Annotated in this window: 23 protein-coding genes; 12 read left to right on the forward strand and 11 right to left on the reverse strand. The window is 65.6% G+C overall.

Going from position 1 to position 25,750, the window contains the following annotated elements:
• Positions 1 to 52 precede the first annotated feature (52 nt).
• Genes mnmG through J7U46_RS21990 form a run of 4 tightly spaced genes read left to right on the forward strand, consistent with a single transcriptional unit; the run spans position 53 to position 4,301 of the window.
• Entirely contained in the window at positions 53 to 2,032 is a 1,980-nt protein-coding gene (gene mnmG, locus J7U46_RS21975) for a tRNA uridine-5-carboxymethylaminomethyl(34) synthesis enzyme MnmG (protein ID WP_282829372.1), read from the forward strand.
• Positions 2,029 to 2,682 carry a 16S rRNA (guanine(527)-N(7))-methyltransferase RsmG gene (gene rsmG, locus J7U46_RS21980; protein WP_282829373.1) on the forward strand — a complete coding sequence of 218 codons (654 nt, stop codon included), beginning with the start codon at positions 2,029 to 2,031 and terminating at the stop codon, positions 2,680 to 2,682. The genes mnmG and rsmG overlap by 4 nt, the downstream gene beginning before the upstream one ends.
• Before the next feature lie 60 nt (positions 2,683 to 2,742).
• The gene (locus J7U46_RS21985; protein ID WP_282829374.1) at positions 2,743 to 3,513 is read left to right on the forward strand and encodes an AAA family ATPase; all 771 of its coding nucleotides are present in this window, start codon (positions 2,743 to 2,745) and stop codon (positions 3,511 to 3,513) included.
• Between the two features lie 26 nt (positions 3,514 to 3,539).
• Positions 3,540 to 4,301, forward strand: a complete 762-nt coding sequence (locus J7U46_RS21990) for a GNAT family N-acetyltransferase (RefSeq protein ID WP_282829375.1) — start codon at positions 3,540 to 3,542, stop codon at positions 4,299 to 4,301.
• Between the two features lie 69 nt (positions 4,302 to 4,370).
• Here J7U46_RS21990 and J7U46_RS21995 read toward each other — a convergent pair whose 3' ends face one another.
• Positions 4,371 to 4,808, reverse strand: coding sequence for a GNAT family N-acetyltransferase (locus J7U46_RS21995; protein WP_282829377.1), 438 nt, complete (start codon positions 4,806 to 4,808; stop codon positions 4,371 to 4,373).
• Entirely contained in the window at positions 4,805 to 5,749 is a 945-nt protein-coding gene (gene argC / locus J7U46_RS22000; RefSeq protein WP_282829379.1) for an N-acetyl-gamma-glutamyl-phosphate reductase, read from the reverse strand. The genes J7U46_RS21995 and argC overlap by 4 nt, the downstream gene beginning before the upstream one ends.
• A gap of 61 nt (positions 5,750 to 5,810) precedes the next feature.
• Between argC and J7U46_RS22005 the strand changes: the two genes are divergently transcribed.
• From J7U46_RS22005 to J7U46_RS22025, 5 genes are all read left to right on the forward strand, one after another.
• Complete coding sequence (locus J7U46_RS22005) at positions 5,811 to 6,350, forward strand: alpha/beta hydrolase (protein ID WP_282829380.1); 540 nt, start codon at positions 5,811 to 5,813, stop codon at positions 6,348 to 6,350.
• A gap of 16 nt (positions 6,351 to 6,366) precedes the next feature.
• Positions 6,367 to 7,269, forward strand: coding sequence for a ParB/RepB/Spo0J family partition protein (locus J7U46_RS22010; protein WP_282829381.1), 903 nt, complete (start codon positions 6,367 to 6,369; stop codon positions 7,267 to 7,269).
• Between the two features lie 388 nt (positions 7,270 to 7,657).
• A complete protein-coding gene (locus J7U46_RS22015; RefSeq protein WP_282829382.1) occupies positions 7,658 to 9,580 on the forward strand; it encodes a PrkA family serine protein kinase in 1,923 nt (640 codons plus the stop codon).
• Between the two features lie 23 nt (positions 9,581 to 9,603).
• Complete coding sequence (locus J7U46_RS22020; protein ID WP_282829383.1) at positions 9,604 to 10,890, forward strand: YeaH/YhbH family protein; 1,287 nt, start codon at positions 9,604 to 9,606, stop codon at positions 10,888 to 10,890.
• Positions 10,891 to 10,976: 86 nt separating this feature from the next.
• Positions 10,977 to 12,485 (forward strand): SpoVR family protein, encoded by a 1,509-nt coding sequence (locus tag J7U46_RS22025; protein WP_282829474.1) that lies wholly within the window; start codon positions 10,977 to 10,979, stop codon positions 12,483 to 12,485.
• An 8-nt stretch (positions 12,486 to 12,493) separates the two neighbouring features.
• Here the strand turns inward: J7U46_RS22025 and J7U46_RS22030 are convergent, their stop codons facing one another.
• The gene (locus tag J7U46_RS22030; protein WP_282829384.1) at positions 12,494 to 13,906 is read right to left on the reverse strand and encodes an FAD-linked oxidase C-terminal domain-containing protein; all 1,413 of its coding nucleotides are present in this window, start codon (positions 13,904 to 13,906) and stop codon (positions 12,494 to 12,496) included.
• Between the two features lie 103 nt (positions 13,907 to 14,009).
• Here J7U46_RS22030 and J7U46_RS22035 point away from each other — a divergent pair, with 103 nt between their 5' ends.
• Together J7U46_RS22035 and J7U46_RS22040 are read left to right on the forward strand one after the other, a co-directional pair.
• Positions 14,010 to 14,267: a hypothetical protein gene (locus tag J7U46_RS22035; RefSeq protein ID WP_282829385.1), complete on the forward strand. Its 258-nt coding sequence runs from the start codon at positions 14,010 to 14,012 to the stop codon at positions 14,265 to 14,267.
• Positions 14,268 to 14,322: 55 nt separating this feature from the next.
• The gene (locus J7U46_RS22040; protein ID WP_282829386.1) at positions 14,323 to 14,937 is read left to right on the forward strand and encodes a cob(I)yrinic acid a,c-diamide adenosyltransferase; all 615 of its coding nucleotides are present in this window, start codon (positions 14,323 to 14,325) and stop codon (positions 14,935 to 14,937) included.
• Here J7U46_RS22040 and J7U46_RS22045 read toward each other — a convergent pair whose 3' ends face one another.
• Positions 14,938 to 15,918, reverse strand: a complete 981-nt coding sequence (locus J7U46_RS22045) for a WYL domain-containing transcriptional regulator (protein ID WP_282829387.1) — start codon at positions 15,916 to 15,918, stop codon at positions 14,938 to 14,940.
• 101 nt (positions 15,919 to 16,019) lie between these two features.
• On the opposite strand from J7U46_RS22045, the gene J7U46_RS22050 reads away from it, so the two are divergent.
• Complete coding sequence (locus tag J7U46_RS22050; RefSeq protein WP_282829388.1) at positions 16,020 to 17,090, forward strand: hypothetical protein; 1,071 nt, start codon at positions 16,020 to 16,022, stop codon at positions 17,088 to 17,090.
• A 6-nt stretch (positions 17,091 to 17,096) separates the two neighbouring features.
• Here J7U46_RS22050 and J7U46_RS22055 read toward each other — a convergent pair whose 3' ends face one another.
• From J7U46_RS22055 to J7U46_RS22085, 7 genes are all read right to left on the reverse strand, one after another.
• A complete protein-coding gene (locus tag J7U46_RS22055) occupies positions 17,097 to 17,315 on the reverse strand; it encodes a hypothetical protein (RefSeq protein WP_282829390.1) in 219 nt (72 codons plus the stop codon).
• A gap of 23 nt (positions 17,316 to 17,338) precedes the next feature.
• The gene (locus J7U46_RS22060; RefSeq protein ID WP_282829391.1) at positions 17,339 to 17,857 is read right to left on the reverse strand and encodes a GNAT family N-acetyltransferase; all 519 of its coding nucleotides are present in this window, start codon (positions 17,855 to 17,857) and stop codon (positions 17,339 to 17,341) included.
• A gap of 186 nt (positions 17,858 to 18,043) precedes the next feature.
• Positions 18,044 to 21,082 carry a TonB-dependent receptor gene (locus J7U46_RS22065; protein WP_282829392.1) on the reverse strand — a complete coding sequence of 1,013 codons (3,039 nt, stop codon included), beginning with the start codon at positions 21,080 to 21,082 and terminating at the stop codon, positions 18,044 to 18,046.
• A gap of 324 nt (positions 21,083 to 21,406) precedes the next feature.
• Positions 21,407 to 21,733, reverse strand: coding sequence for a nucleotide pyrophosphohydrolase (locus J7U46_RS22070; protein ID WP_282829393.1), 327 nt, complete (start codon positions 21,731 to 21,733; stop codon positions 21,407 to 21,409).
• A 2-nt stretch (positions 21,734 to 21,735) separates the two neighbouring features.
• On the reverse strand, positions 21,736 to 22,371 hold the full coding sequence (gene queE / locus J7U46_RS22075; RefSeq protein WP_282829394.1) for a 7-carboxy-7-deazaguanine synthase: 636 nt from the start codon (positions 22,369 to 22,371) through the stop codon (positions 21,736 to 21,738).
• A 10-nt stretch (positions 22,372 to 22,381) separates the two neighbouring features.
• Positions 22,382 to 23,488, reverse strand: a complete 1,107-nt coding sequence (locus J7U46_RS22080) for a 6-carboxytetrahydropterin synthase (protein ID WP_282829395.1) — start codon at positions 23,486 to 23,488, stop codon at positions 22,382 to 22,384.
• A gap of 361 nt (positions 23,489 to 23,849) precedes the next feature.
• Positions 23,850 to 25,706, reverse strand: coding sequence for a methyl-accepting chemotaxis protein (locus J7U46_RS22085; RefSeq protein WP_282829396.1), 1,857 nt, complete (start codon positions 25,704 to 25,706; stop codon positions 23,850 to 23,852).
• Between the last annotated feature and the right edge of the window lie 44 nt (positions 25,707 to 25,750).

The raw sequence follows: 25,750 nt of genomic DNA on the forward strand, positions 1-25,750 counted from the left end.
TCAGGGTTTGCCCGCGCCCAGGTTTTAGGCGCTCATTCCAGGCGTTTGCCCCATGCTCTATCCCAAGGAATTCGACGTCATCGTGGTCGGTGGCGGCCATGCCGGCACGGAGGCGGCGCTGGCCGCTGCACGCATGGGTGTCTCGACCCTGCTCTTGACCCACAACATCGAGACCCTGGGCCAGATGAGCTGCAACCCGTCGATCGGCGGCATCGGCAAGGGCCACCTGGTGAAAGAGGTCGATGCCCTGGGCGGCGCGATGGCGGCGGCCACCGACGAATCGGGCATCCAGTTCCGCATCCTCAATGGCTCCAAGGGCCCGGCCGTGCGCGCCACCCGCGCCCAGGCGGACCGCATCCTCTACAAGGCCGCGATCCGCCATCGCCTCGAGAACCAGCCGAACCTGATGCTTTTCCAGCAGGCGGTGGACGACCTGATGGTGGAGGGCGACCGCGTGGTCGGCGCCATCACGCAGAGCGGCCTGCGGTTCCGCTCCCGCGCCGTGGTGCTGACGGCTGGCACCTTCCTCGATGGCCGCATCCACATCGGCCTGCAGAACTACAGCGCCGGCCGCGCGGGCGATCCGCCGGCCGTTTCCCTGTCCGGCCGTCTGAAGGAGCTGAAGCTGCCGCAGGGCCGGCTCAAGACCGGCACGCCGCCGCGCATCGACGGGCGCACGATTGATTTCTCCAAGTGCGAAGAGCAGCCCGGTGACCTGAGCCCCGTGCCGGTGTTCAGCTTCATGGGCAATGCTGCCCAGCATCCGCGCCAGGTGCCCTGCTGGATCACCCACACCTCGGCCCGCACGCACGAGATCATCCGCTCGGGCTTTGAGCGCAGCCCCATGTTCACCGGCGTGATCGAGGGCGTGGGCCCGCGCTACTGCCCGTCGATCGAAGACAAGGTGAACCGCTTCGCCGACAAGGACTCGCACCAGATCTTCCTGGAGCCCGAGGGCCTGACCACACACGAGTTCTACCCGAACGGCATCTCCACCTCCCTGCCCTTCGACATCCAGCTCGCGGCGGTGCGGTCCATCCCCGGCCTGGAGAACGCCCACATCCTGCGGCCCGGCTATGCCATCGAGTACGACTACTTCGACCCGCGTGAGCTGAAGTCCTCGTTCGAGACCCGGGCCATCAACGGCCTGTTCTTCGCCGGCCAGATCAATGGCACGACCGGCTATGAAGAGGCCGCAGCCCAGGGCCTGTTCGCCGGCCTGAACGCCGCGCTGCAGGTGCAAGGCCAGGAGGCTTGGCTGCCGGCGCGTGATCAGGCCTACCTGGGCGTGCTGGTGGACGACCTGATCACCAAGGGCGTGACCGAGCCCTACCGCATGTTCACCAGCCGGGCGGAGTTCCGCCTGCAGCTGCGGGAGGACAACGCCGACGCCCGCCTGACCGAGGTTGGCCGCCAGCTGGGCCTGGTGGACGATGCCCGCTGGGACGCCTTCAACCGCAAGCGCGATGCTGTTTCACGTGAAACAGAGAAGCTGAAGTCCACGTTTGTACACCCCGGCATCCTGCCGGCGGCGGACGCCGAGCGCCTGGTGGGCAAGGCCCTGGAGCGCGAGTACACCTTCGTGGACCTGCTGCGCCGGCCCGGTGTGGTGTTCGACACACTGGCCGAAGTGGCCGCCATCGCCCGCCCGGAACTGGGCATCTCGCGCACCGCACTGCACGCCGAGCTCGGCCAGCCCCTGGGCGATGCCGTGATCGAGCAGATCGAGACCAGCACCAAGTACGCCGGCTACATCAACAAGCAGGTCGATGATGTGGCCCGCGCCGCGCACTTCGAGCACCTCAAGCTGCCCGAGGAGCTGGACTACGAGCAGGTCACCGCCCTCTCCTTCGAGGTCCGGCAGAAGCTCGGCAAGCACCGGCCCGAGACCCTGGGCCAGGCTTCGCGCATCTCTGGCGTGACCCCGGCGGCGATCTCGTTGCTGTTGGTCCACCTGAAGAAGGGCCGCTTCAAGGGCTTCTTCGACACACCCGCCACCGCCTCCAACGACGACAAGAACGCCGCCGCATGACCGATGCCAACCTGTTGCGCCAACCGCTGGCAGCGGCCGCGCAGACGCTGGGCCTGAGCCTCAGCGACATCCAGCTCGACAAGCTCCTGAACTACCTGGACCTGATCCAGAAGTGGAACAAGGTCTACAACCTGACCGCCGTGCGCGACCCACAGGCGATGCTGGTCCAGCATCTGGTGGACAGTCTGAGCCTGCTGCCCGCTTTGCGCCGGCACGCCGCCGGCCAGCCCCTGCGCCTGATGGATGTGGGCAGCGGTGGCGGCTTGCCCGGCGTGGTCGTCGCGATCTGCGAGCCGACCATCGACGTCACTTGCGTCGATGCCGTCGCCAAGAAGGCCACCTTCATCAAGCAGGTCGCCGCCGAGCTGGGCCTCAAAAACCTGCATGGCGAGCACTCGCGCGTCGAGCAACTGACCACCCCACCCTTCGACCTGATCACCTCCCGCGCCTTCGCCTCGCTGCTGGACTTCACCACGCTGACCCGTCAGCACCTGAAGCCGGAGGCCATCTGGTTGGCAATGAAGGGCCAACACCCTGCCGACGAGCTGGCCGCCCTCCCCTCGGACCTCGACGTGTTTCACGTGGAACAGCTGCAGGTCCCCGGCCTGGACGCCCAGCGCTGTCTCATCTGGATCAAACCCAAGGGCTGATCCTGGACTGGGGCCCGGAGCTTCCGGGCTACCATCTCGCCTGCTTAGAACAACGACACCATGGCCAAGATCTTCTGCATTGCCAATCAAAAGGGCGGGGTCGGCAAGACCACCACCACGGTCAACCTGGCCGCCGGCCTGGCCCAGGTCGGCCAGCGGGTGCTGGTGGTGGACCTGGACCCGCAGGGCAATGCCACCATGGGCTCGGGCATCGACAAGCGCAAGCTGGAGCTGAGCGTCTATGACGTGCTGCTGGAGTCGGCCTCCATTGCCGAGGCCAAGACCCGCAACGACAAGGTCGGCTACGACGTGCTGGGCGCCAACCGCGAACTGGCCGGCGCCGAGGTCGAGCTGGTGGAGCTGGAGCGCCGCGAGCGCCGACTGAAGACCGCCCTGGCCGCCGCCAACGACGACTACGACTTTGTGCTGATCGACTGCCCGCCCTCGCTGTCGATGCTGACGCTGAACGGCCTGTGCTCGGCGCACGGCGTGGTCGTGCCGATGCAGTGCGAGTACTTTGCGCTGGAAGGCCTGTCCGACCTGGTCAACACCATCAAGCAGGTCCACGCCAACCTGAACCCGGACCTGGAGATCATTGGCCTCTTGCGCGTGATGTTCGACCCGCGCATTACCCTGCAGCAGCAGGTCAGCGAGCAGCTGAAGGCCCACTTCGGCGACAAGGTGTTCGACACCGTCATCCCGCGCAATGTGCGCCTGGCCGAGGCGCCGAGCTACGGCCTGCCGGGCGTGGTGTTCGACCCGGCGTCCAAGGGCGCCCAGTCCTTTGTCGAGTTCGCACGCGAGATGGTGCGGCGGTTGGGCAAGAAGTAGCCCCCAAGGCGGCGAGACACAGACGCATGACCCAGCTCAGCGCTCTCGCCCGCCGCGCCGAAGCCGCCGGCCTCAACGCCAGCGCGCCGCCGCAGGAAGCCGAGATCGACGGCTGGCTCTTGCGCCTCTCTCCCGGCAAGGCCAAGCGCTCGCGCTGTGTCAATGCGCTGGCCGAAGGTCGGCTGCCGCTGGCCCAGGTGCTGGCCCGCTGCGAGCAGGTGTTCGCCAAGTCCGGCCTGCCGCTGATCATCCGCATCACACCCTTCACGCAGCCGGCCGACCTGGACCGGCGGCTGCAGAACCTGGGCTGGTTCGAGTTCGATGCCGCCGACGTGATGGTGCGCGCCTCGCTGGATGAACTGCCCGCCACCCCAGGTCTGAGGCCTGTCGACGGCCCGCGTTACGCCGCCCTCGTGGGCCGGCTGCGCGGCTCCAGCCAGGTCGAGATCGAGGCCCACGCCGAGCGCATGCAACATGCGCCTCGGCCCTATCAAGGCTTCATCCTCGAAGGTCCGGACGGCGAGTTGCAGGCCCTCGGGCAGATCGTTGTCGAGGGCGACATTGCGGGCCTGTTCGACATCTTCACGCCGCCCGCGCAACGCGGCCAGGGCCAGGCGCTGAGACTGTGTGCAGCACTCTTGCGCGAGGCCCGCTCGCAAGGCGCGTACCAGGCCTACCTGCAGGTAGGCACCGACAACGCCGTGGCCAAGCGGCTCTACACCCGCCTCGGCTTCGAGTTCGCCTACCGCTACCACTACCGCAGCAAGGACCCTTCAGCGGCCGACTGAGCCAGGTCCTGCAAGCTGATCACCAAGGCTCACACCCGGGCCGTTAGGAACCGAGCGGCAGCGCTCGCCTCAATCGCGCGGCTTCCAGACCTTGATCAGGATGTGGCGGGTGAAGCCCGGCAGGTAGTCGTGCACATGGGCCACGGACGTGAAGCCGAGGCTTTCGAACCAGTCGGCCGTGCGGTCCGACAAGGTCTCGACCAGGGCGTCCAGACAACCCAGGCGCAGCGCCTCGGCCTCGGCCCGGCGCATCACGGCCGTGCCCAGGCCGCCGCCGCGCCATTCGTCCTCGACCCAGACCTGGTCGATGAACAGACGTTGGAACTCGGTATGGCCGGTCAGACCAGCCACCAGGGCCTCACCCTCGTAGAGCCCCAGCGAGAAGGCCTGCGGCCGGCCACCCGTCGCCTGGGCCTGCGCCTGCCGGTAGGCATGTTCGCCCTCGGCGACGCGTTCGGCATCCTCGACCGGCAGGCCCAGCTGCCAGCGCCGGCTTTCCGAGCTCAAAGCCCCAGCGCCTCGTCGACGCCCAGGTGCACGTTCATGCTTTGCACGGCGGCACCGCTGGCGCCCTTGCCCAGGTTGTCCAGGCGCGCCATCACGAGCGCCTGTGTCTCGCTGGCGAAGACAAACAGGTCGACCCGGTTGGTGTCATTGCAGGCCTGCACGTCGAAGAAGCCGTCGGCCAGCGTCTCGGCATCGCGCAGCGGCATCACACGAATGAAGCGTTCGCCTTCGTAATGCTGGCTCAGGGCGGCATGCAGGTCTTCGGCCTTGGCACCGTCGCGCAACTGACTCAGGTGCAGCGGCACGGTCACTGCCAGGCCCTTGTAAAAATTACCGACGATGGGCATGAACACCGGCGCAGTCTTGAGCCCGGTGTGGGCCATCATCTCGGGCAGGTGCTTGTGGGCCAAGCCCAGTGCGTAGGGCCGCGGCGACGTGAGCTTGGGCTCACTTGCCGTCTCGTATTGGGCGATCATCGACTTGCCCCCGCCCGAGTAGCCGGTGATCGAGGTCGCGCTGATCAAGGCCTCGGGCGCCAGCAGGCCGGCATCGACCAAGGGACGCACAGCCAGAATGAAGGCGCTCGCATGGCAGCCCGGGTTGGCGATGCGCTTGGCGGCGCGGATCTTGTCGCGCTGGCCCGGGGCCAGCTCGGGCAGACCGAAGGCCCAGCCGGGCACCGTGCGGTGGGCCGTGCTGGCGTCGATCAGGCAGGTGTTGGGGTTGGTGATCATGGCCGCCGCTTCGCGCGAAGCGGCGTCCGGCAGGCACAGGAAGGCCACGTCGGCGGCGTTCAAGAGCCGGGCGCGTTCGGCCGGGTCCTTGCGCTTGTCGGCGTCAATCTTCAGGACCTCGATGTCCTTGCGCTCGGACAGGTACTCGTTGATGCGCAGGCCGGTCGTGCCTTCCTGGCCATCCACATACACCGCGAACTTCGTCATCCCGCTCTCCAGCACAATTCAATCGATCAATCAAAAGAGTGCGAAGCATAAGGCCAAGACCATGTCCGACTCCCCGCGTGTGTTGATACTGCCCGGCTGGCAGAACTCCGGCCCCGGCCACTGGCAGAGCCGCTGGGAGCTGCTCCATGGCGACCAGCGCGTCGAGCAGGACGATTGGCTGTGGCCGCGCCGGGGCGACTGGATGGCCCGGCTGGACGAGGAGCTGCTGAGCAACGAGCAACCCGCCCTGCTGGTGGCCCACAGCCTGGGCTGCCACCTGGTGGCCGGCTGGGCCGAGCATTCGCAGCACACGGCTCGCGTGGTCGGCGCGCTGCTGGTGGCACCACCGGACTGCGAGCGCGAAGACTTCCCGCCGCAGCTGCACAACTGGCGTCAGATGCGGCGCGGCCGCCTGCCATTTGCCAGCGTTGCCGTGCTGAGCAGCGACGACCCGTATGGCTCGCTGGAGCGTTCGACGGCCCTCGTGAACGGCTGGGGATCCGAGCTCGTGCTGGCGGGTCCGCGCGGGCATCTGAACGCCGATTCTGGCCTCGGCGACTGGCCCGAGGGTCGCTCCCTGCTGGCCCAGCTGCGGCGGTAAGGGACAATCGCCGGCTATGGTCACGAAAAAACCCAAAGGCCTCGGCCTCGGCCTGGAAGCCCTGCTGGGCCCCAAGGTCAGCGACACGCCCGCCGCCACCCGCGACGGCGACCCCAGCACCCTGAGGCTGGAATGGCTGCAGGCCGGCAAGTACCAGCCGCGCACGCGCATGGACGAGGGCTCGCTGTACGAGCTGGCCGAGAGCATCAAGGGCCAGGGCATCATGCAGCCCATCCTGGTGCGGCCGATCACGCCCAATGGCGACGCCCGCTACGAGATCATTGCCGGCGAACGCCGCTTCCGCGCCGCCAAGCTGGCCGGCCTGCGCGAGGTGCCGGTGCTGGTCAAGGCCGTGCCCGACGAAGCCGCGGCCGCCATGGCCCTGATCGAGAACATCCAGCGTGAAGACCTGAATCCGCTGGAAGAAGCGCAAGGCCTGCAACGCCTGGTCAACGAGTTCCACCTGACGCATGAGCAGGCCGCCCAGGCCGTGGGCCGCTCACGCAGCGCTGCCAGCAACCTGCTGCGCCTCCTGCAGCTGGCCGAGCCGGTGCAGAACATGCTGATGGCCGGCGACATCGACATGGGCCATGCCCGTGCCCTGCTGCCGCTCGATGGCGCGCACCAGATCACCAGCGCCACCGAGATCGCCACCAAGAAGCTCAGCGTGCGCGAAGCCGAGAAGCTGGTGCAGCGCCAGCAGGGTGCGGCCCGCCAGACGCCCTTGCTGCGCGTCAAGAACAGCAAGAGCCGCGACGTGCTCCGCCTGGAAGAAGAACTGTCGGACCTGCTGGCCGCCCAGGTCGAGATCCATGTGAAGAAGCGCACCAAGCGTGGCGAGCAGGGCGAGGTGAGCATCCAGTTCGGTTCACTCGACGAACTGAACGGCCTGATCGACAAGCTGCGCGGCCCGCAATAGATCTGCCGGGCGCTTATGCAAGAAAAGCCGTGCATCACGCACGGCTTTCTTCTTTGCGGATCTGTAGTCCAAGGCTCAGCATGCATCATCATCACCAGCGCGCCAGCCCCGTGAACGGGTGCCAGGTCTTGCCATCGCAGCTTGTGCTTGTTCGGCGTAGCATGGTGTCAACGGTCGACGGATTGTTCGTGTTGAAGGGCGAAGCAAAGGCTTTTCAAACCATCACGCCGCCGACCATGAACGAAGCTTGATTCGAGCCCCGCGCTGACGCGGAAAGCTCTGATGACGCCCCCGGGCTTCACCGGGTTCGAGGACGCCATCAGAACTTCCCAGACGACGCCGGACGCAACCTGTCCGGCGCCCCCACGGATTGCCCCTGGAGGTCAGCATGGATGTGATCAAGAATTTCGCGGCTCGCTACGAACGCACCAAGGTCGAGGAACTCACGCTGGAGGAGTACCTGGCCGAATGCAAGCGCAACCCGCTCGCCTACGCCACCGCCGCCGAGCGCATGCTGCAGGCCATCGGCGAGCCGCAGATGGTCGACACCCGCAACGACCCCCGGCTCTCGCGGCTGTTCGCCAACAAGACCATCAAGATCTACCCTGCCTTCGCCGAGTTCTTCGGCATGGAAGACTCCATCGAGCAGGTGGTCAGCTACTTCCGTCATGCCGCGCAAGGCCTGGAAGAGAAGAAGCAGATCCTCTACCTGCTGGGCCCGGTCGGCGGCGGCAAGAGCTCCATCGCCGAGCGGCTCAAACAGCTGATGGAACAGGTGCCCTTCTACTCATTGGCCGGCTCGCCGGTCAACGAGACGCCGCTCGGCCTCTTTGATGCCGTCGAGGACGGGCCGGCGCTGGAGCGCGAGTTCGGCATCCCGCGCCGCTACCTGAACCGCATTCTCAGCCCCTGGGCCGTCAAGCGCCTCGATGAATACGGCGGCGACATCCGCCGCTTCAAGGTGATCAAGCGCTACCCCAGTGTGCTGAAGCAGGTGGGCGTGGCCAAGACCGAGCCGGGCGACGAGAACAACCAGGACATCTCCAGCCTCGTCGGCAAGGTCGACATCCGCAAGCTCGAGACCTATGCGCAGGACGACCCGGACGCCTACAGCTACAGCGGCGGCCTCTGCCTGGCCAATCAAGGCCTGCTGGAATTCGTCGAGATGTTCAAGGCGCCGATCAAGGTCCTGCATCCGCTGCTCACCGCCACGCAAGAGGGCAACTTCAAGGGCACGGAAGGTTTCGGTGCCATCCCCTTCGACGGCATCGTGCTGGCCCACAGCAACGAGAGTGAGTGGAAGACCTTCCGCAACAACAAGAACAACGAGGCCTTCCTGGACCGCATCTACATCGTCAAGGTGCCTTACTGCCTGCGCGTCAGCGAGGAAGTGAAGATCTACGAGAAGCTGATACGCGGCTCGTCCCTGGCCCAGGCCAAGTGCGCACCCGGCACCTTGAAGATGATGAGCCAGTTCGCCATCCTCACGCGGCTGAAGGAACCGGAGAACAGCTCGCTGTACTCCAAGATGCAGATCTACGACGGAGAGAACCTCAAGGACACCGACCCGCGCGCCAAGAGCTACCAGGAGTACCGCGACTACGCGGGCGTCGACGAGGGCATGACGGGCATCAGCACGCGCTTTGCCTACAAGATCATCTCCAAGGTCTTCAACTTCGACAGCGCCGAGGTGGCGGCCAATCCGGTGCACCTGATGTATGTGCTGGAGCAGCAGATCGAGCGCGAACAGTTCCCGGCCGAGACCGAGCAGAAGTACATCGGCTTCATCAAGGAGGCACTGGCGCCGCGCTACGCCGAGTTCATCGGCAAGGAAATTCAGACCGCCTATCTTGAGAGTTATTCCGAGTACGGCCAGAACATCTTCGACCGCTACGTCACTTATGCCGACTACTGGATCCAGGACCAGGAGTACCGCGACACCGACACCGGCGAGGTCTTCGACCGCTCGGCCCTGAACGGCGAGCTCGAGAAGATCGAGAAACCGGCCGGCATCAGCAACCCCAAGGACTTCCGCAACGAGATCGTCAACTTCGTCTTGCGGGCCCGTGCCGGCAACAACGGCAAGAACCCGGCCTGGACCAGCTACGAGAAGCTGCGCACGGTGATCGAGAAGAAGATGTTCTCGAACACCGAGGAGCTGCTGCCGGTGATCAGCTTCAATGCCAAGGCCAGCGCCGACGAGGCCAAGAAGCATGAGAACTTCGTCCAGCGCATGGTGGACAAGGGGTACACGGCCAAGCAGGTGCGGCTGTTGTGTGAGTGGTATCTGAGGGTACGCAAGAGTTCCTGAACAAACCCTGAGCAAGGCCGCCCATGTCTTTGCAACAGATCATTGATCGAAGGCTGTCCGGCAAGAACAAGTCCGTCGGCAATCGCGAGCGCTTTCTGCGCCGCCACAAGGAGCAGATCCGCGAGGCCGTGCGGCGCGCGGTCGATGGCCGGGGCATCCGCGACATGGAACGCGGCGAGGACGTGCACATTCCCAAGAGGGACCTGAGCGAGCCGGTCTTCGGCCACGGCGAGGGCGGCGTGCGCGAGGTGGTGCGCCCGGGCAATACCGAGCACGTGAAGGGCGACCGCGTGGGCAAGCCCAAGGGCGGCCAGGGCGGCGGCGGCGGCAGCCAGGCCAGCGACTCCGGCGAGGGCGACGACGACTTCGTCTTCCACCTCAGCAAGGAAGAGTTCATGCAGGTTTTCTTCGAGGACCTGGCCCTGCCCAACCTGGCCCGCACCACGCTGGCCGAAACGCCCGAGTACAAGACCCACCGCGCCGGCTTCGTCTCCGACGGCACGCCCACCAATCTGCATGTGGTGCGCTCGATGCGCGGCGCCCTGGGTCGCCGCATTGCGCTCGGCATGGACAAGCGCCGCGAGTTGCACGAGCTGGAAGAACGCCTGGCCCTGCTGCTCAAGCATGAGGACCTGGGCAAGCCCGAGGTGCAGGCGGTGCTGAAGGAAACCGAGGCGCGCATCGCCGAGCTGAAACGCCGCATCGAGCGGATCCCCTTTCTCGATCCCATCGACCTGCGCTTCCGCAACCGCGTGCGCGTGCCCGTACCCACCACGCGGGCCGTGATGTTCTGCCTGATGGACGTGTCGGGTTCGATGGACGAGAGCCGCAAGGACCTGGCCAAGCGCTTCTTCATCCTGCTCTACCTGTTCCTGACCCGGCACTACGAGAAGATCGACGTGGTCTTCATCCGCCACCACACGCAGGCGCAGGAGGTGGACGAGCAGAACTTCTTCCATGCCACGGAAACCGGCGGCACCGTGGTCTCCTCGGCCCTGGTGCTGATGGAACAGGTCATCCGCGAGCGCTACTCGCCGAGCGAATGGAACATCTATGGCGCCCAGGCCAGCGATGGCGACAACTGGCACCACGACAGCGGCAAGTGCCGCGAGATCCTGGCCAACCAGCTGCTGCCGCTGTGCCGCTACTTTGCCTATGTGCAGGTGGCGGAGGCCGAGCAGAACCTCTGGGAGGAATACGGCAAGCTGGCCGAGGAGGTGCCGCACTTCGCGATGCGCAAGGCGGTCGAGGTGGCCCAGATCTACCCGGTATTCCGCGACCTCTTTCGCAAGGAGGGAGCCAAAGCATGAGCAGCCCTGAGAACCGCCGCAACATCGGCATTGCCCATGTGTCGGACGAGTACGGCGGCCGCCGCCGCCCGCCGCCCTTGAAGCAGATGAAGCCGCTCCTGAAGCGCCCCGAGCATCCGCTGCCCTCGCCCAGCGACTGGAACTTCGAGCTGATCGACGAGTACCACGACGTCATCCGCGCCACGGCCGAGCGCTACGGGCTTGAGACCTACCCCAACCAGCTGGAGGTGATCACGGCCGAGCAGATGATGGATGCCTATGCCTCCGTCGGCATGCCGGTCAACTACCGGCACTGGAGCTATGGCAAGGAGTTCATCGCCACCGAGCGCAACTACAAGCGCGGCCAGATGGGCCTGGCCTACGAGATCGTCATCAACTCCGACCCCTGCATCGCCTACCTGATGGAAGAGAACACCATGGCCATGCAAGCCCTGGTGATCGCCCACGCCTGCTATGGCCACAACAGCTTCTTCAAGGGCAACTACCTGTTCCGCATGTGGACCGATGCCTCGTCCATCATCGACTACCTGGTCTATGCGAAGAACTTCGTGGCCGAATGCGAGCAGCGCGAGGGGCTCGATGCGGTCGAGCAATTGCTCGATTCCTGCCACGCGCTGATGAACCACGGCGTGGACCGCTACCGCCGCCCGGCCAAGCTCTCGCTGGCCCAGGAGCGCGCCCGGCTGCATGACCGCGAGCAGCACGCCCAGCAGCAGATCAACGACCTCTGGCGCACCCTGCCGCGCGGCAAGGACAAGGCCGAGGAAGGCCGCGAGGCGCGTCGCTTCCCCGACGAGCCGCAGGAGAACCTGCTGTACTTCATCGAGAAGAACGCACCGCTCTTGGAGCCCTGGCAACGCGAGATCGTGCGCATCGTCCGCAAGATCGCTCAGTACTTCTATCCGCAGCGCCAGACGCAGGTGATGAACGAGGGCTGGGCCACCTTCTGGCATCACCGCTTGCTGAACACCATGTACGACGACGGCTACCTCTCCGACGGCATGATGATCGAGTGGCTGAAATCGCACACCAATGTGATCGCCCAGCCGCCCATGGCCAACCTGAACCCCTATGCCCTCGGCTTTGCGATGTACACCGACATCAAGCGCATCTGCGAGGCGCCGACGGCCGAAGACCGCGAATGGTTCCCCGACATCGCAGGCTCCGACTGGCTGCCCACGCTGAACCACGCGATGCGCAACTTCAAGGACGAGAGCTTCATCGGCCAGTACCTGAGCCCGAGGCTGATGCGCGAATTCCGGCTGTTCTCCATCGTCGATGACGAGGCCGAAGACGAGTACGAGATCTCGGCCATCCACGACGAGGCGGGCTACCAGCATGTGCGCGAGGCCTTGTCACGCCAGTACGACCTCTCGACCCGCGAGCCCAACATCCAGGTCTGGAATGTCAACCTGCGAGGCGACCGCTCGCTGACCCTGCGCCACACCCAGCACATGAACCGCCCGCTGCACGAGAGCGGCCAGGAAGTGCTCAAGCATGTGGCGCGGCTGTGGGGCTTCGGCGTGCACCTCGAAAGCGTCAATGACAAGGGCGACACGACCAAGCGCTGGTCAGTCCCTGCTCCAGCGCATTGAGTGTCCCGCTACAGCGCGAAGATCTTCCCGGGATTCATGATGTTGCGCGGGTCCAGCGCGAGCTTGATCGCGCGCATCATCGCCACCGCGCCTTCGCCGGCCTCGTCGACCAGGAAGCCCTGCTTGTGCAGGCCGATGCCGTGCTCGCCGGTGCAGGTACCTTCCAGGCGCAGCGCCCGCGCCACCATCTGCGCGCTCAGGGCCTCGGCCGTTTCACGCTCCCCGGGAATCGCCGGGTCGATCAGATAACCCAGATGGAAGTTGCCGTCGCCCACATGGCCGACGATGAAGTACGGCAGGCCCGATGCCTCGACCTCGCGCACCGAGTCCGCAATGCTCTCCGCCAGGCGTGAGATGGGGACGCAGGTGTCGGTGGTGACGCAGCGGCAGCCGGGCTTCATCTGCAGGGCAGAGAGGTAGGCGTGGTGGCGAGCCGTCCAGAGCTTGGTGCGGGCCTCGGGCGTGGTGGCCCAGTCGAAGTCTTCGCCGCCCAAGTCCTTGGCGATGTCCTGCACCGCCTGCGCTTGCTCGGCCACGCCCGCGTCGGAGCCATGGAACTCCATCAAGAGCATCGGCGCCTCGCGCAGGCTGAGCTTGTCGTGCTTGTTGACGGCGCGCACCGAGTTCGCATCCAGCAACTCGCAGCGCGCAATCGGGATGCCCAGCTGGATGATCTGGATGGTGGTCTGTACCGCCGCATCGATGCTCGGGAAAAAGCAGACCGCCGCCGACACTGCCTCAGGCAGCGGATAGATGCGGAGCGAGAGTTCGGTGATCACGCCCAGCGTGCCCTCGCTGCCCACCATCAGCCGCGTCAGGTCGTAGCCGGCGCTGCTCTTGCGGGCGCGCGAGCCGGTGCTGATCAGCTCGCCGCCGGCCGTCACCACCTGCAGGCCCAGCACGTTCTCGCGCATGGTGCCGTAGCGCACGGCGTTCGTGCCGCTGGCGCGGGTAGCGGCCATGCCGCCCAGCGTGGCATCGGCGCCAGGGTCGATGGGGAAGAACAGGCCGGCATGACGCAGCTCGGCATTCAGCTGGTTGCGGGTCACGCCAGGCTGCACGGTCACGGTCAGATCCTCGGCATCGACGCGCAGGATCCGGTTCATCCGCGTCAGGTCCAGGCTGATGCCACCCTGCACCGCCAGCAGATGGCCTTCCAGCGAACTGCCGGCGCCATAGGGGATGACCGGCACCGCATGCTCATCGGCCAGGGCCACGACGAACGCGACCTCCTCGGCCGACTCGGCAAACACCACGCAATCGGGCGGCGGCACGTCGAACGGCGACTCGTCGCGGCCATGCTGCTCGCGCAGCGCGAGGGCCGTGGAGCAGCGCGGGCCGAAGCGCTCGGCAAGCTGCGCGAGCAGGGCCGGTGGCACGGTGCGCATGGCGGTGGCCGAGGCGGGCAAGGCGGCATTCATCGACGGATCTCCTGGGTGCCGGCCGATTCTAGGCAGGCCTTGTCAGCGCGCGGCGGCAGTGCCACGATGGCCGCAGGGCAATCAATCCATGGAGGGCATCACCATGCAATGGATGGCACAGAACCTCGTCTGGCTGGCACTGGCCCTGCTGGCACTGATCGCCGCCTTGACGGCCTTCCGGCGCGAGTCGCCGCCCCTGCTCTGGCGCGAGTTGATGACCAAGCTGGGCGCGCCACGCGGCAGCACGGAGATCGCGCCGCCGCCCGAGCATGGAAAACGGGGGCGCGGCGCTCAACCGCCCCATCAGGCCGAACCGCACAAGCCGGCTTTCCACCGCAGCGGCCGGCGCTCGAGCCACTGAAGGCACGCGCCTCGATGAGGCAAGATGCGGGTTTCGACGCTGGAAGCACACCCGCATGGCCAACCGACTTTCACAGATCGCCACCCGTACCGGCGACGACGGCACGACCGGACTCAGCGACGGCAGTCGCGTGCCCAAGAACCACCTGCGCGTGCAGGCCATGGGCGATGTGGACGAGCTCAACTCCAACATCGGCGTGCTGCTGGCCGAGCCGCTGCCGGACGACATCCGCGAGCTCCTGATCACCATCCAGCACGAGCTCTTCAACCTAGGCGGCGAGCTGAGCATGCCGGGCTACGAGCTCTTGAAGATGGACGCGGTCCTGCGCCTGGACCAGGCCCTGGCGGACCACAACGCCACCTTGCCCCGGCTGAAGGAATTCATCCTGCCGGCCGGCACACGCAGCGCTGCGATCGCCCATGTCTGCCGCACGGTGGCGCGCCGCGCGGAGCGCACCGTCATCACCCTGGTCGGCTCCGAGCCCATCAATGCGCCGCCGCGCCAGTACCTGAACCGCCTGTCCGACCTGATGTTCGTGCTGGCCCGCGTGCTCAACCGCGCCAACCTCGACGGCAAGGGCGGCGACGACATGTACTGGAACAGCGCCCGCCTGAAGCGCTACGAAGAGGCCGACAAGGCCGAGCAGGCAGCTGCCGAGAAGAAGGGCTGATCAACTCAGCCGAGCCACCGCCTCGCGCAAACGCCTCGCATAGGCCTCGCGCAAGGCGGGTGGCGCCAGCACCTCGACCTGGCCGGCATGGCGCCACAGGTCCATCAAGAGCTCGGTGGCATCCACAAAGGGCAGCTGCAGCCGCCACCGGCCGTCGGGCAGCCATTCGCTCTGCTGCTGCGGATGCCACTCCTCGCGTGACACCCAGGCCGCCGCCTCGGCGCTGAACACCAGCTCGGCGCGCTGCTCCTGGCCGCCAGCAAAGATGCCATAGCCCCGGTCCAGTTCTTCTTCCAGCTGCTTCACCGACAGCGTGCGCGCCTTGGCGTCCAGCAGCTCGGCTGCCTCCATAGCGTCCAGCGCAAAGCGGCGCAGACCTTCGCTGCGGTGGCACCAGGCATCCAGGTACCAGGTATTGCGGTAGTGCACGAGGCGCTGCGGCGACACCTCCCGCTCGCTCGCCTCGCCACCGCCCACAGCCCGCTTGCGGTAGCGCAGCTTCAGGCGCTGGCGCTTGACCACGGCACTGCCCACGGTCTCGAAGAAGGCCGACGGTGCCCGCCGCCGGGCTGTGTTGATCAGCTTGATGCGTCGCGTCAGCTCGCGCGCCTCGGCTGGGTCGTTCCCGAGCATGCCGGTGAGCTTGTCGAACATGGGCTGCAGGTGGCGGGCCAGGATGCCGTCTTCATCGAGGCCGGAGAGCAGCTGGTGCATGGTCAGCAGCGCATGCAGCTCCTTCTCGCTGAACCAGACGCCGGGCAGCTCATGCTGGGCCTGGCCCTTCCATTGCTGGACCAGGCGGTAGCCATTGGCCAGGGCGTCGTACTCGATGGGCGCATCCATGCGCTCGCGCAGGTACTGCAGGTCGCGCTTCAGCGTGGCGGGCGAGACCTCCAGCGCCTCCAGCAGCGTCGCAAAGCTCACGCATTCGCGGTGGCGGATGAGCATTTCAATCTTGTAGAAGCGTTCGGTGCGATCCATGGCGACCCTCATTTCTAGGTAGCTCACGCCTTGAGCCACCTGGCCGCGAGACTGTGCCACAAGCCTGCCAACCAAGGCTTTCAGCCAACCAGGAGCACACCATGGCCCAGATCGCTACCCTCGCCGTCACCGCCGCACCGCAAGCCCAGATCGAACTGGGGCTGGAAGCCGCCACCGTGATTCGCCAGCCGGCCGAGACCTCGGCCCACAGCCGCCTCGGCTATGAGCTGGGCTGGGACTTCGCCCACCATGGCCTCACGCCGCCCATCGACCATTTGTTCACCACCTCGCCCTTGCTGCAGGGCTGGCAGGCCGGGCGCGCCACCTTCGGCAGCCGCACCCTGAAGGCCTCGCGCCACGTGAACCAGTGCCTGCAGCTGCGCACCCATGCCTGGGCCCGCGGCCGCCAGTTCGAGGCCCTGCAGCTGACGCCCAACTACCTGCAGCAACTCGAGACGACACACTGCCCCATCCTGCGCTGCCCGCTCGAGGGTCAGGGTTCGATCGACCGCGTGCGCGACGACGCTGGCTATGCCGCCGGCAACCTGGTGCTGATGAGTGCAGCCGCCAATCGGGCCAAAGCCCGCCACGGCCATGCCAGCGCCACCGAGCTGGCGCAAAGCGTGGCCCAAGGCCCCATCCATGAGATCGCCGGCCTCGGCCCGCAGCAATGGCAGCGCGTGGCCGTGCTGTGCAGCTTCGTCACCGAGCTGCCGCATGAAGAGGCGGCGCTGATCCCCTTGAGCGTGATGCCGCCCAACCGCCTGCGCCTGTTCAACCCGATCCAGGCACTGCAGGCCCTGCTGACCCGCCAGCTGGCCACGCCGGGCTGGAGCCAGCGCCTGTCACGCCTGGAAGCCCTGCTGCCGAGCGAGGCCGCCAAGGCCGACTTCAACCGCTTCGTCATGGCTTTGGTGCCCCGGGTGCTGAAGGTCGATGCCCTGCAGCAGCCGCACGAGATCCGCTGGGCGCTGGAAGATGCCTGGGGCGATGCCCTGGTGATGAAACGCTGGACCCGCTTTGCGCTGAGCCTCACGGCCGAGCAGGCGGAGAGCCTGGTGCAGCGCGCGGCTGCCAAGCGGCTCTCGCCAGTCCATGTGCAAAAGCATGGCAGCGAGATGGCCACCGAGGGTTGGGCCCTGTCACGCCGTGGCTATCGCGCAGCGTCCTGATCTGCTTCAGCCCGGCAGGCCCTGGCTGATCTTCTCCACGCTGCCGCTCTGGTCCTGCAGGGCTACGTGATAGCCCTGCTGCAGAAACCAGTCGGCCCACAGCCTGGCCTTGCTCTTGCCTGGTAGCCAGGGGCCCGTCTTGTCCACGTGCACATGGCTGCCACGGCGCTCGTAGAACACGACGCGCCACATGCCTCCACCCATGGAGGTGTCGAACTTGCTCATCGCCGGGGCGAGCGGAACGAGTCTTAGACCAGGCTGCGCTGCAGTCGCAGTTCCTCGAGGCGCACGCCTCCGACCTCGGTGGTTTTCACGCTGCCCAGCTCGCGCTTGAAGCCGGCCAGCTCGAAGAAGCGCAGCGCGCGTTCATTGCGCAGATAGGTCCACAGCGTGACCTTGGTGCAGCCCTCTTCCTGCAGCCCGTCACGGGCGGCATCCCAGAGGGCCAGGCCCACACCCTTGTCCCAATGGACCGGCGAGGCATAGATGGCCCAGATCTCGCCGGTGGTGGCCGGCGAGCCCTTGTCGCGCGAGCGGTCGAAGCCGGCGAAGCCCATGATCTGGTTGTCCAGGTGGGCCACCAGCACCTGCGGCTCGGCGTAGTCGATGGCCTCGCGCCAGAAGGCCTGGCGCTTTTGCACCGAGATGCTGTCCAGGGCGCTGGCGGGCAGCAGGTCTTTGTAGGCATCCTGCCAAGCGGCGACATGGATCTCGGCAATGGCTTTGGCATCGCGCAAGGTGGCGGGGCGGACCTGGATACTCGACATAGGCAGCAAGGAACTCGGAAACAAGGGGTCGGCGAAAGGGCAGGATTGTCCTTGTCCGCGAGCCGGATTGCGCGGCTTGACAGCGCAAAATTTTCCAGGGCCAGGCTTCCGGGGCAGATGCAGGGACGAAAAAAAACCGGCCCGCTGGGGGCCGGTTTCGATTCGCTGTGAAGCGAATTCAGGCTATCAGTAGTCGTAAGACACGCTGATTTGCGCCGAGCGAGGAGCCTGGTACGAGATCGGCATCATGAAGGCATTGCGGACCGTGTAGGGATCGCTTTCCGACGTCACGTCGTACTGGCGAACCTTTTGCTGGTTCAGCAGGTTGAACACGTTGGCCGTGATGGCCAGCTTGCCTTGCAGCATCGACGGACGGTACTGCAGGCCCATGTCGATCTGGTAGGTCCACGGCGTGCGCACGTCGCCCGGCTTGGCCACCTTGCCCAGACAGGTGTGGTAGCTCGAGCCATAGCCCACCGGATCAGCCGCAGCCGAGCCCTCGTCGATGTTGCCGGGGTTGAAGTAGCCCAGGCAGCTGACCGGAGAGCCCGACAGCACGCGTGCATTGCCCGAGATCATCCATTCCTTGGCGAACTGGTAGGAGCCGCGGAACTTCAGCTGGTGGCGACGGTCGTTGAACAGGTAGCCGTTCGCGTATTCCATCAGGGCCGCAGCATCCCAGTCCTGCGTCTTGGAGATGTCGGCCTGACCGAATTCAGACTTCACCTGACCTTCGTTGTTGCCCTTCAGCTTCGAGTACGTGTAGTCGACTCGTGCGCTCCAGACATTGTCGAAAGCACGCTCCAGGAACAGGTCGATCGAGCTGTACTTGCGCTCCACGCCTTCCTTGAAGCCCAGTTCCTTCGAACTGATCTTCTTCAGCAGACGCGAACCACCACCGATGGCTTCGAAGCTGTAGGTGGCCGAGCCGCCCGGGTTGAACATGTAGCAGTGGCCAACGTAGTAGCCCTTGCCAGCCTTGTCCTGAGCGATGTACTTGCCGGTGTTGGCATCGTTGCCGGTGATCGTCAGGCCAGCTGCCGTAGCCAGTGCATCGCCATCGCAGAAGTCATCGATGGACGACTTCAGTGCGCGGTGGGTCACCTTGACACCAGCGGTCCAACCCTTGGCCAGCGACTTCTCGAAGCCCAGGATGAACTCGTCCTGGTACATGTTCTTCAGGTCCTTCGGAGCGAAGGCTTCGACGTCGACCGGCGTGCCGTACTCACCGTTGCTCGAGACCGGGCCCGGAGCCGGCTTGCCGCCGATGCCAGGCACGGGAGTCAGGCCCGTGGGCGCGCCGTTGGCGGCGATCCCGGTGTAGGTGTAATAGTCGCGGGTGAAGGTCGAAGCCGAAGCGCCACGCACGGCCACGCTGTTGGGCATGGCCAGGAAGTAGCGGCCGGCATTACCGAAGGCCTTCATCGAGCCGTCGCCATTCACGTCCCAAGCGGCGCCGATACGCGGTGCCCACTGGTTCTTGGCGTTCATGTACGCCTGGCCGATGTTGTTCTTGTTAGTGAACTCGTCGTTGCGCAGACCCAGGGTCAGCAGGAAGTTCTTGCTCAGGTTCCAGCGGTCTTCAAGGTAGTAGGCCTTTTGCTCCAGCGACATGCTCGTGGCGGTGGAGAACAGGTACTTGTAGACGTAGTAGCCGTTCGGGTTGGCGGCGTTGTACGGGTTGCCAACGCCCAGCGTGGTGCTGATGTTGCCCGGGCTGCCCAGGCGACCATAGATCCAACGGTCCGCCACCTGTGCCGTGCCTTCGTTCTCGGCCTTGAAGGTGATGTTATCGATACCGACGGCCAGCGTGTGAGCCGCATTCAGCTTCCACTCCAGGTCGGCACGCAGACCGTTGCTGTAGTCGCGGCCGTCACGGGCCTGGTAGCCACCCTGGTTGTTGTTGATGGGGTTGCCGCCGTTGTAGGCCGGGTTCTGCAGGGTCGTGCTGGCCAGGGCCGGCAGACCAGGCACGATGGACGGGTTGATCTGCTTGTCCGTGAAGGTGCTGCGGCCATAGGTAGCGCTCAGCGTCAGGTCGTCGGTCAGATAACCCGTGTACTTCAGGATGTTGTACGTGGTATTGCGCACCTCAGGCGTCGGCACGCCAGCCACTGGTGCACCTTCCACACCGGTGGCGAAGGCATAGGCATTGCGCGTGCCGCTGTAGTCGTACTTTTCACCCAGGTAGGTGTACTCCAGCAGGTGGTCGTTGGTGACGTTCCAGTTCAGCTTGACGTAGGCCTTGGGGTCCTTGGTCGTGCCGAGCGTGGTGTAGTCCGTGCCAACGGCAGGTGCCGTCTTGGTGTCGACATCGCTCTTTTCCAGGGACACGAAAGCGAACAGCTTGTCCTGGATGATGGGGCCGCCGGCGTAGGCGCTGACCTTGACGCTTTCACGCGTGTCCTGGCCGCCGCGACGATACAGCGTGCCCGGCAGGGACGCGCTGGCATAGTTGTAACCCGACGGGAGGCTGATCTTAGGGTAGTAGGTGTCAGGCGACTTGGCACGCAGACCATTGGGCGAGAACACGAACTGGCCGCCGTACACGAAGTTGTTCGTGCCGCTCTTGCCCACCTGGCTGATCACGCCGCCGGCCGAACGGCCGTACTTGGCGCCGTAGCCACCGGTGTAGGTTTCCTGCTGAGCGATGGCGCCGTAGGGCAGTTCGAACTGGCCCAGGTTGCTCAGCGGTTCGCCGCTAAAGTAGCCGTTGACGTAATAGGCGTTTTCCGAAACGCCGGCGCCGCCGAACGAGGTCAGGCCGCCGAAGTAGGCGCCGGAACCTGCATTGGCACCCGGGGTCAGCAGGGCGATGGCCTGGGCCGACTGCGTCAGCGGCAGGCGGGCCAGTTCCTTGGCGGTGATCACGGTACGCACGTCGGTCGACGAGGTGTCGATCATGACCTTGGTGCCCACCACGGTCACGGTGTCCAGCGTGTTCTCGAAGGAAACGCCGGTCGTCGAACCGATGGTCACGGTGATGGTGCGGGTGCCGAGGCCCTTGGCTTCGACCTTGTACTCACCCACCGGCAGCTGGTTGACGGCGAAACGGCCGCTCGAGTCGGCGGTGACGGTACGGGTGAAGCCGCTGTCATTGGAAATCACGACGACGGTACCCGCCTTGGCCACACCGCTCACGTTACCGGCGGTGCCCTGGGCCAACACGACACCGGCGAGACACATGCCCACCGCAATCGCGACTAGGGACTTCGTCTTCTTCATAGCCTTCATAAAGGTCGCTCCAAAAAGTAGAAGAACTGTGCCCCCCACGGCACAGGCTCTCAGACCGGCCGAACGGGAGGCAACGTGGAACGATTGTCAGATCGCGTAGAAGCGAGGACCCCCGGGTAAGTCTTGACTCCCACTGCCAGCGGATTTTTTGGCTGCTTGTCCAGTCGTGAAATATTTTTATGAATCAATGACTTATTGCACTGCGACCGCTTCACCAGAAAAATAGGACCCCACGCAAGAACGGGGTCTACCCCCTTTGGGTTGTTGCGTTTTGGTGACGAGTCGGCCGGTTCAAGCTTCTTTACAGCACCCCATTCAGGGTCCCGGATACTTCAGCGCGTTCTTGATGAGCTTGTCCTCGACGGCGGCGGCAATGTCCACGCCACTGTGATCGGCGATCTGAAGCAGGTAGAGCAGCACGTCGGCGATCTCCTCGCCCAGGTGCTGATGACGGGCCGGATCATCGGCAATGGCCGCACTCTCCTCGGGCGTGAGCCACTGGAAGATCTCGACCAGCTCGGCGGCCTCCACGACCATGGCCATGGCCAGGTTCTTGGGCGTCTGGTACGCCTGCCATTGCCGGGCCGCCGCAAACTCGCGCAGCCGGCGCTGTAGGCCTTCGACGTCCAGCGGCTGGCTCATCGTCAGGCTATGCCAACGACCTTGTGCATCTGCACCGACAACCTCCATTGGGGGTGGTCCAGGCAGTACTGCACCGCCTCCCGGGTGTGCTGGCGCTGCAACACCGAGTCCATGGGCTGCAGGAAGAAGTGCTGGAAATCCAGCCCCGCAAAGCGCTCTGGGCGGGCCAACTGTTGCGGATAGACCAGCTTCAGCTCATGGCCCCGGGTCAGCACCAACTCGGCGTCGGCCTTGGGGCTGACGCAGATCCAGTCCAGCCCCGGCGGTGCAGCCTGCGTGCCATTGGTCTCGACAGCCACCTCGAAGCCCAGCCCATGAAAGGCCTCGATCAACGCTTCGTCGAGTTGCAGCAGCGGTTCTCCGCCTGTACACACCACATAGGGCCTGCCCGCCTGACCCTGCGGCCACAGCGCCGCCACCGCTGCCGCAAGCTCGGCCGCCGTGGCGAACTTGCTGCCGCCCTGGCCATCGGTGCCGACGAAATCGGTATCGCAGAAATTGCAGACGGCGCTGGCGCGGTCCTGCTCGCGGCCGCTCCACAAATTGCAACCGGCAAAACGGCAGAACACGGCGGCACGACCCGCCTGCGCCCCCTCGCCTTGCAGCGTGTAGAACATTTCCTTTACCGCGTAAGTCATCTGGACTGCCTCAGACCGGAATCAGTTCGTCTATGCCCACGGCACTGACGATGGCGCCCGACCCCCGGGTTTCGTACATGTCGACCCGGTCCAGCTGTGGCAAGGCCGAGCGCCCCTTGGCCAGCACCCAGCTGGACAAACTGGCGGCATCGCCATCGGGCAGGTCGGCGATCTCGTAGAGCGGCCGGTGGTCAATGGCCTTGAAGATCGGATCGAACAGCCGCTTCACGTCACCAAAGTCCACGGTCCAGCCGGCCATTTCATCGAGCTCTGCGCTCAGATGCAGGCGCAAGGTGTAGGTATGGCCATGGATGCCACGCAGGATGTGGCCCTCGGGCGCGCGCTTCAGCTGGATCGCGCTGTCCAGCGTCAGCTCTTTCCAGATCCGGTAATTGCGGCCATCGAAATTCGCGCCGCAGCTGCCGGTTTCATAAACGGTGACCCAGGACAGCTCGGGCAACAGCGGCTTGATGCGCTCCCAAAGCCAGGCCGAGATCACCTCGCTGGTCGGGTTGTGCAGGCCCTCGATCTGGTTCAGGCACTGGTAGTTCAGGACCATGTGCAACGGCGACCAGATTTCGTCCAGGTGGTCGTAGTCGATCGACAGATCGCGTTCGCCCAGATCCTGGTTGGCATGCAGGATCACCTCGAAGCCATGGCCATGCATGCGGCCGCACTTGTGGCCCAGCGGCACATTGGGCAGCTGATGGGCCGCCTGGAAGCGGTAACGCCGCCAGACATGGGCCTGACCCGAGGCATCGAGGTCAACGCCGGAATGCTGGGTGCTCTGCACGCCGATCTGCTGGATGCCCTGCACGCCGAACTCGGTTTGCAGACGATGGCGTATCCAGCGGGCGATGTTCTCGTCGGTTGGCTGCTCGATGGTCCGGTTCAGGAGCGCATGGTCCAGTGGCGCGACGCAGGCTTCCAGCCTGCGTCGCAGCTCCTCGACCTCACCGCCTGGGAACGGCGCCCAAGCCTCGGGCAGCTGGGCCCGCACGGTGGCGAAGTAGCTGTGGCCATGCAGGCCATGGCTGCGATGGCTGGGTGCCAGCAGTGGGATCTGGCAGGCGGATTCAAAGCCGGCGGAAGCGGCGTAAAGCGTGGCGGTATTCATGCGGAGACAACAGGCCCGGCCCCCTCACTGGGGACCGGCAGCTCGGCAGTGTGACATGGCCCGCAGGCGCAGCCAAACCAGGGGCGGGGGCTGTGGTTTGTGCACACGGCAGGCGAGGACTCTTATTCAATGATGATGTTGTCTTTCAGATTGGTGGTCGTAGTAGAGGGGGCCGATCTCTGTGGACAAGTGCTGAAGAGCCCCGGCTGACAAGCATTTAGCGAGCTCCAAAGCCTGTGTGTCCAGGGCCTGTGAGCGCCGGGACGAACCTACAACAAGTCCGCCGCCGGCTCCTCGCCTGTGGATAAGCCCCTGCTTGTTCAAGAACTCTGCACAGGTTTATGCATTGACAGCGGCCCGCTCAGAAGGTTTCCCAATCGCCATCGTTGGCCGGTGCAGCCGCCTTGGGTGCCGGGCTGGGCGCCGGAGCAGCAGGCCTGGGTGCGGCCGGTTTGGTCGGCTTGGACGGGCTGGCTGCAGCTTTTGCGGCGGAGGCAGCAGGCTTGGGCTGGGGCTTGCCGGCTGCAGGTCTGACGGCGGGCGTTGGCACCGTCCTCGCGGCTGCGGCCGGCTTGGCGGCACCCTGGTTGCTGAGCGCCGCACGCAGCGAACTGCTGGACCCGGTGCCGGTACGGAACACCGACACCACCTCGGCCAGGCGCTGGGCCTGCTCGCGCAGCGAAGACGCGGCGGCCGCGCTTTCTTCCACCAGCGCAGCGTTTTGCTGGGTCATCTGGTCCAGGCCGGTCACGGCCACATTGACCTGGGCGATGCCGTCGCGCTGCTCGGTGGCCGAGGCGGCGATCTCGCCGATCATGTCGCTGACGCGGCCGACGCTGGCCACGATCTCCTGCATCACGGTACCGGTCTGGCCGACCAGGGCGGCACCCGACTCGACCCGCTCGACCGAGGCATTGATCAGGCCCTTGATCTCCTTGGCCGCTTCGGCCGAGCGCTGGGCCAGGCTGCGCACTTCGCTGGCCACCACGGCAAAGCCGCGGCCCTGCTCGCCGGCACGGGCTGCTTCCACGGCCGCGTTCAGGGCCAGGATGTTGGTCTGGAAGGCAATGCCGTCGATCACGCTGATGATGTCGGAGATGCGCTTGGAGCTGGCCGTGATCTGCTCCATATTGCCGACCACCTGCTCCACCACCGAGCCGCCACGGGCTGCCGCCTCGGCCGCCGAAGCGGCCAGCTGGTTGGCCTGGCGGGCCGTGTCGGCCGACTGCGAGACCGTGGCCGTGATCTGCTCCATCGAGCTGGCCGTCTGCTGCAGGCTGGAGGCTGTCTGCTCGGTGCGGGCGCTGAGGTCGTGGTTGCCCGTGGCGATCTCGGCCGAGGCGGTGGACACCGACTCCACGCCCTGCCGCACATCGCCCACCACCTTGCGCAACTGGCTGGCCATGCGGTTGAGGGCGTCGAGCAGCTGGCCGAATTCATCGCTGCGCCGGATGCTGGTCGAGGCCGAGAGGTCGCCATCGGCGATCAGGTTCGCGAGGTTCAGCGCATCGCCCAGCGGCTGTTTGATCGAGCGCACCAGCCAGACGGCACCCGCCAGCAGTGCGGTAACGATCGTGATCACTACCACCATGGCCACGCGCAGGGTCAGCTTGCGGCGCTCGTTCAGGTCGGCATCGGCCTCGTCCTTCTGCGTGGTTTGCAGCGAGGCGAAGTCGGCCAATGACTTCAGATAGACAACGACGGCCGGGTTGAAGGTCTGGCGAACCTCGTTGCCCGCCTCCTCGGCCTTGCCGGCGGCCTTGAGCTCGCGTGCCTTGGCCAGCGAGGCGAGCACGAGCTTGCGCTCGTCGGCAATGCGGGCCATCAAGGTCTTGTCCTTGTCGGTCAGCACCATCGCCTCGATGGCCTTCTGCACCTCGCTGATCTTGGCGATGGTGGCCGCGATCTCGTCCTTGAACAGCGCATCCACGGCCGGGTCGCTGCTGATGGCGGCAGCCTGGACGCGGGTCACATTGGTCGTGGTCATGCTCGCCCAGCGCTCGGCCGCTGCGCGCTTGGCGCCCATTTGCTGCTCGATGGCGGCCGCCTCGGCGTTCAGATTGCCGGTACGCACCGAAGAAAAACCAATCAGGCCCACCAGGCTCACGATCACGGCCGCCACCGAGATCCAGAGGCGGCCGGCCACGCCCAGGCCTTGCAGCTTCAGGGCCACCGCGCTGCCAGCGCCGCTGCCGGGCGCACCGAAATTCATGCTCATGCTTGTCTCCGCGTTTCAGGACGTAGTGATGCATGGCACCTTAC

The sequence above is a fragment of the Pelomonas sp. V22 genome (genome assembly GCF_030014915.1).
In the GTDB taxonomy this organism is placed as follows: Bacteria; Pseudomonadota; Gammaproteobacteria; order Burkholderiales; family Burkholderiaceae_C; genus JAUASW01.